The organism is Patescibacteria group bacterium (genome assembly GCA_040390045.1).
In the GTDB taxonomy this organism is placed as follows: Bacteria; Patescibacteriota; Minisyncoccia; order Phycocordibacterales; family SIBU01; genus SIBU01.
The window spans coordinates 23161-34674 of the sequence record JAZJZC010000001.1 but is presented as its reverse complement, the minus strand read 5'-3'; the positions used below and the strand labels follow the sequence as shown (position 1 = coordinate 34674).

Here is an 11514-nt window from a genome sequence, read left to right as displayed (position 1 = left end):
GTAAAATAGCCAGGCAGATGTATTCATCTGACAAGCATATTTTAAAAAGTGTGGCGGGTAAAAATAGTGAGCCGTGTAATAAGTTAACGAAAAATGAAAGTCGAAAAAAGAACATACACTGTGATAGTTAAAAACAAATCTTATTTGTTTTCTTTTTATGTTTCAAAAAATGTTTCAATACGAAAGAAAGTTTTGGTAGCAAGAGTGAAAAAACAATCATAATTTTTGAATACGGAAAATGCTGATAGGTGAATACACACATGCAATAGATGAAAAAAACCGACTGTCATTGCCGGTGAAGTTCCGACAGGAAATGGGAAAGAAAGTAGTGATTACACCCGGACTTGATAACTGTCTTTTTCTATTTACCTTAAACGAGTGGAAAAATATTTCAGAAAAGTTATCGCAGTCCTCAATGTTGCAAGCTGACAACCGAGGATTTAACCGTTTTATGTTTGGAGGTGCAGTTGAGGCAGAGATTGATTCAATCGGACGAATTTTGGTTCCAGACTTCCTGCGCGATCGCGCGGGACTTAAGAGTAAGGTCGTCGTGATTGGTGTTCAGAGCCGAGTGGAAATTTGGAACGAGAAGACGTGGATTGAGTACAAAAAGGTGGTGGAAAAGCAGGCAGATACCCTGGCAGAAAAATTGGGGCAAGTAGGTGTCCTGTAAAACCATGATCCACAAGAGTGTTCTTTTACAAGAAGTGATAGCCGGACTCGACATCAAACGTAACGACGTCTTTTTGGACGGCACGATAAATGGAGGAGGGCATAGCGAAGCCGTTTCAAAAATTTTGAGTGCAGAAGGAATGATTATTGGCACTGATCTTGATGGCGATGCATTGGCAAGAGCCAAAGATCGTCTTAAAGATGCTAAAGCAAAAATTATTCTCAAGCAATCAAGTTTCAGAAATTTAGATGCCGTGTTAGCAGATTTGAAAATTGAGGCCGTTGATAAAATTTTGCTCGACCTTGGACTCAGCTCAAATCAATTTGAAGATTCGGGTAGGGGATTTTCATTTCAAAAAGACGAACCGTTGTCGATGACCTTCAAAGATTCTCCCGAAGCGAAAGATTTGACTGCCTACGAAATCGTAAATACCTGGCAAGAAGAAAACATCGCACAGATTATTGAAAGCTACGGTGAAGAAAGATTTGCACAAAAAATTGCCCACGCCATTGTTTTTACCAGACAGTCAGGAGAAATAAAAACCACAACCGATTTAGTACGAGTTATAGGAGAGGCCATTCCGAAAAGATTTCAAAATAAAAGAATTCACCCGGCCACCAAAACATTTCAGGCTTTACGAATTACGGTGAACGATGAGATAGGGGCGCTTAAAGAAGGTTTGGAAAAAGGGGTACAACATTTGAAAAAAGAGGGAAGGTTCGCAGTCATTTCTTTTCATAGCATTGAAGATCGGATTGTTAAAAATTATTTTAAAAAGATGGCGTCAGAAGGGGAAGTTAGATTAATCACCAAAAAACCCATTACACCGAGCGAAGAAGAGGTAGCAGAAAATCCACGATCAAGAAGCGCCAAATTACGAATTATTGAAGCAATTAAATAAAATCCATGGTGGAAAGAATGAAAAACGAAATACAGGATAAGAGAAACATCTTCTGGTTTATGATTGGGAGTATTGCGCTGTTTTTTGGCATGTACATCTATTTTTTGGGCCATACTATTTTCACTGTCGTAGCGCGACAAAATGTTGAAAAATCAATCAGCTCACTGAGCAGAGATGTTGAAAAGCTTGAGACAAAGTATTTCACATTAAAATCTCACGTGACCTCCGACCTGGCAATTTCTAAAGGCTTTACCGCTATTGCCCCAGCAACCTATATTTCACGATCACCAGTGGCTAAGGGATTGACCTTAAACAATGAAATCTAATTCGTTTACTCGAATTCGTATTCTGTCTCTCTGTGTTGTCGTGGTAGCCGTTATTCTCATCGGCAAATTATATTCTCTGCAAATTATTTCAGGTGAATCTTTCAGAATGAAAGCCGAACGACAGTATCTTCGTCCGAACGATACGATTTATGATCGCGGTAAGATTTTTTTCCAAAACAAAGATGGCACACTTTTTAGCGCCGCAACCTTAAAGACCGGTTACACTATCGGCATGAATCCCAAAGTGTTGGAGGACGCTCAAGTAGCATTCGAGAAAATCAATGCTATTACCCCAATTGACAAGGAGTCTTTTTTTGAGCACGCCAAACAAAAAAACAGCTCCTACGCCATAGTTGCTAAAAAAACCGAAGAAGAGGAGGCGGACAAAATCGAGGCTTTGGAACTTCCTGGCATTATGATTTACAAAGATCGCTATCGATACTATCCATCGGGAAACTTAGGGTCAAACGTTTTGGGTCTCGTGGGGTATAAAGGAGATATTTTTGCGGGGAGGTACGGACTTGAGAGTTATTACGACGACACTCTGTCACGAGATACGTCGAGTTTGTATTCAAATTTTTTTGCAGAAATTTTTTCCAGCATCAAAAAAAGTGTTGATCCGCAGTCAAAATTTGAGGGTGATATTGTTACCACGATTGAACCAAACGCTCAGGATTTTCTGCAAAAGCAATTAATTGCCATTGAGGATAAGTGGGGTTCAAAAACCTCCGGCGGAATTATTATGGATCCGAAAACTGGAGAAATTTTTGCCATGGCCAATTATCCCACTTTCGATCCCAATGCCCTGCAAAACGAAACCGATCCCGGAATTTTCAGTAACCCAAGTGTTGAACATGTTTTTGAAATGGGATCGATTGTTAAGCCACTAACCATGGCGGCTGGGCTTGATTCTGGAACTATTACCACAGCCAGTACTTATACAGACAAAGGATTTTTAACGCTCAACGGATCAAAAATTTCAAACTTTGACGGTAAGGGTCGTGGCTTGGTTGAGATGCAGGTAATTTTAAATGATTCACTAAACACTGGCGCGGCATACATTGCCGGCAAAATGGGAAATAAACTTTTCACGCAGTATTTTAAAAATTTTGGTCTGGGCGAAGAAACTGGAATTGATTTACCCAACGAAACTCCAGGTCTCATTAAAAACCTTGAAAGTCCGCGAGACATTGAACATGCCACAGCTTCCTACGGCCAGGGTATCGCCATGAGCCCGATTAGCACCGTGCGAGCGCTGGCGTCGCTTGCCAACGGGGGTTATCTGGTAACTCCACATTTGGTAAAGCGAATTGACTATTCCTTGGGCGTCAGCAAAAAAATTTCTTACGATAAGGGCGCGCAAGTTTTGAAGCCTGAAACTTCCGAAACCATTTCTCGGATGCTTGTTACGGTGGTTGATAAGGCTCTGCTTGGTGGAAGTGTGAAAATTCCAAACTATAGCGTTGCCGCGAAAACTGGTACCGCCCAGATTGCGAAAACAACCGGTGGAGGCTATTATGGAGACCGGTACTTGCACTCGTTTTTTGGCTATTTTCCTGCCTATAATCCCAAATTCATCGTTTTTCTGTATACTATTGAACCCAAAGGAGTAGGAGGGGATTTTGCTTCTCATACCTTGACCGCGCCATTTATGGAAATTGTAAAATTCCTGATCAATTATTATAAGGTGCCACCGGATAGATAAATACCAATATACTAATGGATACGAATCTACTAATAACTACAAATGTGTATATTCAGAATTAGTAGTTATTCGTGGTATTAGCATAATTCGTAGATTAGTATCATAAATTGAAAATGAAATTTGTATTTAAAAAAATTATCGTAACTCTTTTGACCCTCGAAGCCCGCGCAACGCTCTGGCGGTATCGTCCCAAAATTATTGCGATTACGGGAAGTGTTGGGAAAACCAGTACCAAGGATGCCATCTACGCAGTTTTGTCGGGAGAATTTCACGTCCGCAAAAGTGAAAAAAGTTTTAACAGTGACCTCGGGGTGCCGCTGACTATTCTTGGATTGCCGAACGGATGGAGTAATCCGTTTCTTTGGTGCGTCAATCTTTTCCGTGGATTTTTTTCATGCTTTCGTTTAACCAGTAGTTTTCCCAAGTGGCTTATTCTTGAGGTTGGAGCGGATCATCCGGGTGACATCAGAAATCTCACCAAGTGGTTGAAGCCTGACCTTGTCGTTGTTACGAAATTGAGTGATGTGCCCGTGCATGTTGAATTTTTTAACTCGCCGAAAGATGTGGCACGCGAAAAATCTTTTCTGGTGCAGGCTGTAAAGGACAGTGGCACACTGTTTCTCAATGCCGATGATGAAGACGTGTTAGCGATGCGAGAGATCAAACGTCATGTGAAGTTGATCACTTTTAGTATTGACTTGCCAAGTGATTTTCAGGCTTCAAATATAGAATTAGCCTATGAAAAAAATAGTCACGATAAAAAAATCTCCGGTATGACATTTAAGGTAAATCACAACGGTAGTTGTGTGCCAATCAAGGTTTCTGGAGCTTTAGGTAAACAGCACGTTTATCCAGTATTGGCGGCGCTCGCTGTTGGTCAAAGTTTGGGACTCAATTTGGTCGAAATGATTTCTGGTCTCGAGGGCCGCATATTGCCTCCAGGCCGAATGCGCGTTCTTTCCGGTATCAAGGGAAGTCTTATTATTGATGATACGTATAATTCCTCACCAGTGGCTGTCTCCGAAGCTCTCCGGGCTCTTAACGATATTAAAACACCAGGCAAAAAAATTGTGGTTTTAGGAGATATGCTCGATCTTGGAAAGTATTCAGTCAAAGCTCACGAGAAGGCCGGAAAAGAAGCTGTTGGTATCGCAGATACTTTAATAACTGTGGGTCTCAAGGCGCGAGATATTGCCAATGGTGCGCTCAACAATGGCATGGACGAAAAGAACATTTTTCAATTTGATGAATCTGCAGAGGCGGGGAAATATATTCAGGACATTTTAAGCGAGGCTGATTTGGTGTTAGTAAAGGGCTCGCAAGGAATACGGATGGAAAAAATTGTCGAAGAAATTATGGCGGAACCGCAGCTTAAAGATGATTTGCTAGTTCGCCAGGATAAAGAATGGAGGAATCGCTAAGCGCTCGGACAGGTTGACTGGGTAGGCATATTTCTGCTATACTGCACAAACTAAACGGATGGATCCCGTAGTAGAATTTCAGATCGCCGAAGCGGCTTCTACCGTTCAGGTTTAAAGGTTTTTATTAGGTAAGTAACGCAGTATAAAATTTTTTCAATTGTTCGAAGGAACAATTTGAAATTTCACTACGGGATGGATAATCAACAAAAAAAACCGGTAGCAGTATTTGGAGTCGTAGTAGAAGCTCTACCAAATACGTTCTTTAAAGTTAAACTTGATAACGTAGAAGAAGAATTACTATGTTATCTTGCCGGAAAAATGAGACTTCACCGAATCAGAGTTTTGGTTGGCGACAAAGTCACCGTTGAACTTGAGCCGTATGGAGGAAAGGGCAGAATTATTAAAAGATTGTAAAAACTGTTTTAAATACTATGCACGTCAAAGCCTCGGTAAAAAAAATATGTCCAAAATGTAAAACTGTCCGCCGCAAGGGACATGTGTATGTTGTGTGTACTGCCAATCCTCGCCATAAGCAGAGACAAGGCTAGAGAGCATGGAGCATAAAGCATGGAACACGAAACATGGCGGAAATAGTCTCCGTCTTCTGCTCCAGGCTACATGTTCCATGTTACGTGCCCATCTCCTTTACATTTTAACCCCAATTTGATACGCTACTCTGCACTGTTTGTTTAAAAACCAAAGCATCACATGCGAATTTTAGGTATCACCATTCCAGACAATAAAAGACTCGAAGTTGCACTAACCTGCCTATACGGTATTGGTCGCTCTCGCGCGATTGAAATTTTGAATAAAACCTCAATTGATATTGGCCGAAAGCCTAAAGAATTGAGCGTGGAGGAGGAAAATGCTATTCGAAAAATTGTTGAAGCCTACAAAATTGAAGGCGATTTGAAACGCCAGGTTTCCGGTAATATCAAACGATTGAAAGATATCAAAGCCTACCGCGGCATCCGACATCTCCGAGGGTTACCTTCAAGAGGTCAGCGAACCAAGACCAATTCCCGCACCCGACGTGGAAACACACGAAAAACCATGGGAACCGGACGAAGAGCGGTAGACAAAAAATAGATTAAAGATTTAAGTTGAAAGATTAAAGTAAGAAAAATTAAAAAATCCTCTTCCTTAAATCTTAAATCTGACAACTTACAACTAAACTTACATGGGAAAAAAACGCATCGTAAAAACTGATGAAAAAAAGAAAGAGGGAGAAGCAGCTCCTGCGGCTCAAGCCTCTTCTAAGAAAAAGGTTGAGTCCGGTATTTTGTACGTGCAATCAACTTTCAATAACACTTTGCTACTTCTCACCAGTCCAAAAGGCGATGCGCTCGCATGGTCTTCAAGTGGATCTCTCGGATTTAAGGGTGCAAAAAAAGGAACTCCTTTTGCCGCCGCAAAAGTAGGAGAAACTTTGGCTCTCAAGGCCGCAACCATGGGTATGAAAGAAGTCTCAGTTGTTGTCCGAGGAGTTGGTTCTGGACGAGAATCTTCAATCCGCGGGTTTATTTCAAAAGGTATCAATCTTTTGGGAGTTAAAGATACAACCCCTGTGCCACACAATGGCCCAAGACCACCAAAACCAAGGAGAGTATAAAACAAGAAGGGTAAAGGGGTTAGGGTATAGTCAGAAAATCAAAATTATTTTTCTAAACCCTCTACCCTAAACCCTGAATTTAAATTTATGATAAACAAACCAAAGTATAAATTAGCACGTCGACTGGGAACTGGCCTGTTTGAAAAAACACAGACCCAGAAATTTGCCCTACGTGAAGGACGCCGAGTTCAAGTTAAAACTCGTCCTCGCGCGCGAAGTGAATTCGGAATTCAACTTTTGGAAAAGCAAAAAGCTCGATACAACTACGGCGTTGGCGAACGACAATTTGCAAAATACGCTGAAGAAGTTTTGAAAAAGAAAGATGTAAAAACTGACGAACTTTTGTACGAAAAACTCGAGACTCGATTGGACAATGTTGTGTACCGAATGCACCTTGCCCCTACTCGCCAGGCTGCACGACAAATGGTATCTCACGGTCATATTGTTATAAAAGATTTCCGCATCACCATCCCTTCATATAGTGTCAAAGTCGGTGATGTTATAAAGATTCGAGAGGGAAGTGCCAAGAAAGCTCTTTTTGCGAACCTCGCAGAAAAAATGAAAGACGCAACAACCCCATCATGGCTCTCATTTAATGTTGAAAAGATGTCTGGAACCGTCCAGGGAAAGCCAAAGCTTGTAAAATCTGAACTTTTGTTTGACATCGCGACCGTTTTGGAATTTTACCGCAGATAACCAACTAAAATTTGCTTTTTTATTAAAAATAATGTATAGTTTTGCTTTGTAATTTATTAAATACCACTAGGTCTAACACATAATAAATATCATGGAAAATTCAATTGTATTGCCATCGAAGCCAAAAATAGTTTCCGAAGAAAACTTCACGGGAATTTACGAAATTGATGGTCTCTATCCTGGCTACGGCCACACGTTGGGTAACTCTTTGCGAAGAATTATTCTTTCCTCATTGCCTGGCGCCGCAATCACCGGAGTTAAAATCGCGGGTGTTAGTCATGAATTTTCTACTATCGCTGGCATCAAGGAAGATGTCATTATGATGATTCTTAACTTGAAGAAAGTAAGAATTTCATTGACGACAGATGAACCTCAAACTTTGAGATTGAAAGTCAAAGGTATCAAGGAAGTAACCGCGGCTGACATTGAATGCCCAGGCCAAGCAACAATTTTAAATTCTGATCTTCACATTGCCAGCATCACTGACAAAAATACTGAACTCGATATTGAGATTCGTGTTGAGAAAGGTTTAGGATATGTTCCAAAAGAAATTATCCAGAAGGAACGCGTTAACATCGGCGAAATTTCTCTTGATGCCGTGTTCACTCCAATTCGACGCGTTAATTACGAAGTGGAAAACATGCGCGTAGGTAACCGAACTGATTTCAATCGTTTGCAAATTTTCATTGAAACTGATGGAACCATTCTTCCTAAAGAAGCTTTGGAGAAATCAATTCAAACTATGATCTCACAACTTAAAGCCATTGTCGGTTTTAAGGAAGAGGAAATCGATCTGAAATCTGGAAGCGAAGATTCTGACAAAATGGAATCTGAAATGGGTGGAAAGAAAGATGTTGATCCTGAATTTTTGAAAACTCGTGTAGAGACTTTGAATCTTTCTCCTCGAACTGCAAACGCCTTGGCCAACGCCAACATTCGAACTCTTGGAGGTTTGGCCCGCAAGAAAGAAGAAGACATTCTTGACATCGATGGACTCGGAAGCAAGGGCGTTCAGGAGATCAAGAAAGTGTTGGGTAATTTTGGAATTACTCTGAAGTAATTCTCATACCAATATGCGAATGATACTAATGCTACGAATAACTGCGAATGTTACAATCCAAGAATTAGTAGTTATTAGTAGATTCGTATAAATTCGCTGATTAGTATATAAATCTTATGAAACACCACAAAGCAGGAAGAACATTCGGACTAAAAACAGGCAAGCGAAGCGCGCTCATTAAATCGCTCGCTCTTTCTCTTGTGATGAAGAAAAAAATTACCACCACCGAAGCCAAAGCTAAGGAAATTCGACCGTTTGTTGAAAAATTGGTCACAAAAGCAAAAATGAAAACTCCTGCTTCTCACCGACTTTTGATTTCTCGATTGGGAGTTGAACGAGGAGCAGAGGAATTGATGAAAAACTTGGCACCAAAATACGAAAAGCGCGCAGGAGGGTATACCCGAATCATAAAGTTGCCTCGCCGATTGAGTGATGGAGCAGCGATGGCCGTAATTGAATTTGTTTAATATTTTTATGAATTACACAATCGACGCAAAAGGAAAAAAATTGGGACGAGTTGCCAGCGAGGCGGCCATCTATCTTATTGGGAAAAATAATCCTGAGTTTGTTCGCAATAAAGTTTCAGGAGGTACGGTAGAAATCGTTAACGCATCAAAAGCTGATATTAACGAAAAGCGATTATTGCAAAAGAAGTACGTCAGATATTCTGGATACCCAGGTGGTCTCAAGGCTCCATCAATGAAAAATGTCATTGAGCAAAAAGGGTACGCAGAAATTTTCAAACTTGCAGTGTACGGAATGATTCCTTCGAACAAATTGCGACCGATTATCATGAAGAATTTAACAGTCAAAGAGTAAACATACAATTATGGTTACGGAAGAAAAACAGAGATACATAGAAACTGTCGGACGACGCAAAACCGCGATCGCGCGTGTTCGCATTACTCCAGCCGCAAAAAGTTCTTGTGTCGTAAACGACAAGGATGTTGATGTTTATTTTACAACCGCTCAACTTCGACACGTTGCTGTTGAAGCCTTTACTGAAACAAAGCTCGTTCAAAAATTTAAAGTTACAGCAAAAATTATCGGTGGAGGTATCAACGGCCAAGCCGAGGCGCTTCGCCACGGTGTTGCTCGCGCGCTTATCATCTACGATGCGGAACTCCGAAAGCAAGTAAAACGCGCTGGTTTCCTCAAACGAGATCCTCGCATGAAAGAACGCCGCAAATTCGGTCTTAAGAAAGCAAGAAAGGCTCCTCAGTGGAGCAAGCGATAAGAAAAAAATCCCCTTTTGGGGATTTTTTTCTGCTTGCTTCACTGAGGAGTGAGAAAGGGGTCGGGTGAAGAAGCGAAAGTTTTCGCTTCTGCAAGACCTTGAACGTTCTGTCTGCAGAATGTGAAAGGTGTACAGTTCCTGTAAGGAAAACTCCGGTTTTCCCGTGGAGTGAATATGTGCGGGGCACATATGCAAGGCCGGAGCGCGGCGGCGCGAGGAGGGGTCGCTGACTTTTCCAGCAGGAAAAGATCAGTGACAGGCAGATTGTTGGAAAACCTGGCCTATCGGTCGTGATAGGCATCTGTAGACGAGGTTTCCAAGGAGCGGAGCGTCGAAAATGGACTAAGCGATAAATAAAAAACCGCGAGCAGGAGACTGCTCGCGGTTGAGAAACGTAACTTAAGTTGCCAGCCTTGAAATTTTCCGTCCATCTACGGTAGCAGTTTCCTCTTTTGCTCTCGCTCGCCCCTTTTCAGAGAGGATCATGACCACCTTCTGGTCGGCCCAGTCTTTGAGGTATAGGTGAGGGTCGTCAAGGTATACGATTTTGCTTCCAGCCACTACGTCAACTGGAAGATGCCCGAAATGCCAAAATTCATGGAAAATACCAATAGCTGATAAGTGGTATAAACCCACATAGTGGTGGGAGCCACTTCTCATACTCATAAAGACGTTGAGAACTTTTCCGACGGGTAGTTCACTTTCCGGTCGCGACGCTCCATTTGGAATAGCGCTCCAAAGCACCAATACTCCTAGGGCAACGAACGTTCCAACAATCCCAAATGGCCAGTAGGGAACATCAAACCATCCTGGCAAACTGGTTACGGCAACAAAACTCGCCATCAGGATCAGGGCAAGGCTCCATCTAAGCGTTTTGCTTTTCATGTCGTGGATCTTTCAGTCTTTTTCTTGCAAACGATCTAAAATTATGCTAACATCATTGTTGTAATCGGTCAAATTCACGATTTTATGTCAAACGAACCTCAAAACGAAGACGATATTAAGTACGAAACCGATCCGGAAGGAGCGGAAAATGCTGCACCAAAAAAAGCTGGCTTCGGTAAGTCAGAATCTGAAGTTGTTGCTGATTTGAAAGAGAAATTGGCTGTCGCTTTGAAAGAAAAACAAGAATATCTCGACAAGTGGCAACGCGGAACCGCCGAATTTCAAAATGCCCGCAAGCGCGATCAAGAAGACAATGATCGTTTCAGAAAATATGCTGCGGAAAATTTAATTACCGAAATTTTACCGGTTCTTGAAAGTTTTAATATGGCTTTTAGTAACAAAGAAGCCTGGGAGAAGGTTGATAAGAACTGGAGAGTTGGAGTTGAATACATAGCCAGCCAACTTAAAGGAATTTTGGAAGGTAATGGTCTCAAAGAATTAAACCCGCTAGGCGATACGTTTGACCCGACCCTTCATGAAGCAGTAGAATTTAAGGAAGTTACTGAAGAAAAACAAAATCAGAAAATTGTGGCGGTCAACAACGTTGGGTATTCGTTCAATGGAAGAGTAATTAAGGCTCCAAAAGTTGTTGTAGGAGAGAGTAAAAAATAAATGCTCGCAATCAAATCACAACAGAAAATTGTCCAAAGAATACTTACCACCAAAACTGGCGAGCAGGTTCGCGCTATGTTTCTTGTGGTTGAATCCGACGGTGAATTTAAAGTTCATCTGCTTTCTGTTAGTCCTATCTCTTCTCAGAAAGCTATCAGCTGTAAGCTATCAGCTACCAGCTTTTCTCATTGTTTATCTGGAAATTCCCTAAAATCGCCAGCAATTATTTCCTACAAGAAGGCTTTTTATAATGCCGTTTCTCCTTTTTTCAATACTCTAGAATTTTTTGTAAGCCAACCAACGCGCGCTCCATCTCGATAAAAAAA

At 41.4% G+C, this 11514-nt stretch carries 17 protein-coding genes; 16 read left to right on the top strand and 1 reads right to left on the bottom strand.

What is annotated here, in order from left to right; all coding sequences use genetic code 11:
* Positions 1 to 238 precede the first annotated feature (238 nt).
* From mraZ to rpsI, 14 genes are all read left to right on the top strand, one after another.
* Positions 239 to 673: a division/cell wall cluster transcriptional repressor MraZ gene (gene mraZ, locus V4467_00225; protein ID MES2087405.1), complete on the top strand. Its 435-nt coding sequence runs from the start codon at positions 239 to 241 to the stop codon at positions 671 to 673.
* Positions 674 to 677: 4 nt separating this feature from the next.
* Complete coding sequence (rsmH, locus tag V4467_00220; protein MES2087404.1) at positions 678 to 1574, top strand: 16S rRNA (cytosine(1402)-N(4))-methyltransferase RsmH; 897 nt, start codon at positions 678 to 680, stop codon at positions 1572 to 1574.
* A gap of 17 nt (positions 1575 to 1591) precedes the next feature.
* Entirely contained in the window at positions 1592 to 1900 is a 309-nt protein-coding gene (locus V4467_00215; GenBank protein MES2087403.1) for a hypothetical protein, read from the top strand.
* A complete protein-coding gene (locus V4467_00210) occupies positions 1890 to 3605 on the top strand; it encodes a penicillin-binding protein 2 (GenBank protein ID MES2087402.1) in 1716 nt (571 codons plus the stop codon). Before V4467_00215 ends, V4467_00210 begins: the two co-directional genes overlap by 11 nt.
* Positions 3606 to 3718: 113 nt before the next feature.
* Entirely contained in the window at positions 3719 to 5026 is a 1308-nt protein-coding gene (murF, locus tag V4467_00205; GenBank protein ID MES2087401.1) for a UDP-N-acetylmuramoyl-tripeptide--D-alanyl-D-alanine ligase, read from the top strand.
* 192 nt (positions 5027 to 5218) lie between these two features.
* The gene (gene infA, locus V4467_00200; GenBank protein MES2087400.1) at positions 5219 to 5440 is read left to right on the top strand and encodes a translation initiation factor IF-1; all 222 of its coding nucleotides are present in this window, start codon (positions 5219 to 5221) and stop codon (positions 5438 to 5440) included.
* Between the two features lie 17 nt (positions 5441 to 5457).
* Positions 5458 to 5574 (top strand): 50S ribosomal protein L36, encoded by a 117-nt coding sequence (rpmJ, locus tag V4467_00195; protein ID MES2087399.1) that lies wholly within the window; start codon positions 5458 to 5460, stop codon positions 5572 to 5574.
* 160 nt (positions 5575 to 5734) lie between these two features.
* Positions 5735 to 6115 carry a 30S ribosomal protein S13 gene (gene rpsM, locus V4467_00190; protein MES2087398.1) on the top strand — a complete coding sequence of 127 codons (381 nt, stop codon included), beginning with the start codon at positions 5735 to 5737 and terminating at the stop codon, positions 6113 to 6115.
* Between the two features lie 91 nt (positions 6116 to 6206).
* Positions 6207 to 6638, top strand: coding sequence for a 30S ribosomal protein S11 (gene rpsK, locus V4467_00185; GenBank protein ID MES2087397.1), 432 nt, complete (start codon positions 6207 to 6209; stop codon positions 6636 to 6638).
* An 87-nt stretch (positions 6639 to 6725) separates the two neighbouring features.
* Entirely contained in the window at positions 6726 to 7334 is a 609-nt protein-coding gene (gene rpsD, locus V4467_00180) for a 30S ribosomal protein S4 (GenBank protein MES2087396.1), read from the top strand.
* A 91-nt stretch (positions 7335 to 7425) separates the two neighbouring features.
* The gene (locus V4467_00175; protein MES2087395.1) at positions 7426 to 8394 is read left to right on the top strand and encodes a DNA-directed RNA polymerase subunit alpha; all 969 of its coding nucleotides are present in this window, start codon (positions 7426 to 7428) and stop codon (positions 8392 to 8394) included.
* A gap of 116 nt (positions 8395 to 8510) precedes the next feature.
* Entirely contained in the window at positions 8511 to 8861 is a 351-nt protein-coding gene (gene rplQ / locus V4467_00170; protein ID MES2087394.1) for a 50S ribosomal protein L17, read from the top strand.
* Positions 8862 to 8868: 7 nt separating this feature from the next.
* A complete protein-coding gene (rplM, locus tag V4467_00165) occupies positions 8869 to 9213 on the top strand; it encodes a 50S ribosomal protein L13 (protein ID MES2087393.1) in 345 nt (114 codons plus the stop codon).
* A 10-nt stretch (positions 9214 to 9223) separates the two neighbouring features.
* On the top strand, positions 9224 to 9631 hold the full coding sequence (gene rpsI, locus V4467_00160; GenBank protein MES2087392.1) for a 30S ribosomal protein S9: 408 nt from the start codon (positions 9224 to 9226) through the stop codon (positions 9629 to 9631).
* A gap of 399 nt (positions 9632 to 10030) precedes the next feature.
* Here rpsI and V4467_00155 read toward each other — a convergent pair whose 3' ends face one another.
* A complete protein-coding gene (locus tag V4467_00155) occupies positions 10031 to 10516 on the bottom strand; it encodes a hypothetical protein (protein MES2087391.1) in 486 nt (161 codons plus the stop codon).
* Between the two features lie 84 nt (positions 10517 to 10600).
* On the opposite strand from V4467_00155, the gene V4467_00150 reads away from it, so the two are divergent.
* Both V4467_00150 and V4467_00145 read left to right on the top strand, forming a co-directional pair.
* Positions 10601 to 11188 (top strand): nucleotide exchange factor GrpE, encoded by a 588-nt coding sequence (locus V4467_00150; GenBank protein ID MES2087390.1) that lies wholly within the window; start codon positions 10601 to 10603, stop codon positions 11186 to 11188.
* The gene (locus V4467_00145) at positions 11189 to 11509 is read left to right on the top strand and encodes a hypothetical protein (protein MES2087389.1); all 321 of its coding nucleotides are present in this window, start codon (positions 11189 to 11191) and stop codon (positions 11507 to 11509) included.
* The last annotated feature ends 5 nt before the right edge of the window (positions 11510 to 11514 follow it).

Coding starts and splice junctions, on each gene's coding strand:
- rsmH (MES2087404.1), top strand. CDS start 678: ATGATCCACAAGAGTGTTCTTTTACAAGAAGTGATAGCCGGACTCGAC.
- V4467_00150 (MES2087390.1), top strand. CDS start 10,601: ATGTCAAACGAACCTCAAAACGAAGACGATATTAAGTACGAAACCGAT.
- rplQ (MES2087394.1), top strand. CDS start 8,511: ATGAAACACCACAAAGCAGGAAGAACATTCGGACTAAAAACAGGCAAG.
- rpsD (MES2087396.1), top strand. CDS start 6,726: ATGATAAACAAACCAAAGTATAAATTAGCACGTCGACTGGGAACTGGC.
- V4467_00145 (MES2087389.1), top strand. CDS start 11,189: ATGCTCGCAATCAAATCACAACAGAAAATTGTCCAAAGAATACTTACC.
- murF (MES2087401.1), top strand. CDS start 3,719: ATGAAATTTGTATTTAAAAAAATTATCGTAACTCTTTTGACCCTCGAA.
- V4467_00215 (MES2087403.1), top strand. CDS start 1,592: ATGAAAAACGAAATACAGGATAAGAGAAACATCTTCTGGTTTATGATT.
- V4467_00175 (MES2087395.1), top strand. CDS start 7,426: ATGGAAAATTCAATTGTATTGCCATCGAAGCCAAAAATAGTTTCCGAA.
- rpsI (MES2087392.1), top strand. CDS start 9,224: ATGGTTACGGAAGAAAAACAGAGATACATAGAAACTGTCGGACGACGC.
- mraZ (MES2087405.1), top strand. CDS start 239: ATGCTGATAGGTGAATACACACATGCAATAGATGAAAAAAACCGACTG.
- V4467_00155 (MES2087391.1), bottom strand. CDS start 10,516: ATGAAAAGCAAAACGCTTAGATGGAGCCTTGCCCTGATCCTGATGGCG.
- rpmJ (MES2087399.1), top strand. CDS start 5,458: ATGCACGTCAAAGCCTCGGTAAAAAAAATATGTCCAAAATGTAAAACT.
- V4467_00210 (MES2087402.1), top strand. CDS start 1,890: ATGAAATCTAATTCGTTTACTCGAATTCGTATTCTGTCTCTCTGTGTT.
- rpsM (MES2087398.1), top strand. CDS start 5,735: ATGCGAATTTTAGGTATCACCATTCCAGACAATAAAAGACTCGAAGTT.
- rplM (MES2087393.1), top strand. CDS start 8,869: ATGAATTACACAATCGACGCAAAAGGAAAAAAATTGGGACGAGTTGCC.
- infA (MES2087400.1), top strand. CDS start 5,219: ATGGATAATCAACAAAAAAAACCGGTAGCAGTATTTGGAGTCGTAGTA.
- rpsK (MES2087397.1), top strand. CDS start 6,207: ATGGGAAAAAAACGCATCGTAAAAACTGATGAAAAAAAGAAAGAGGGA.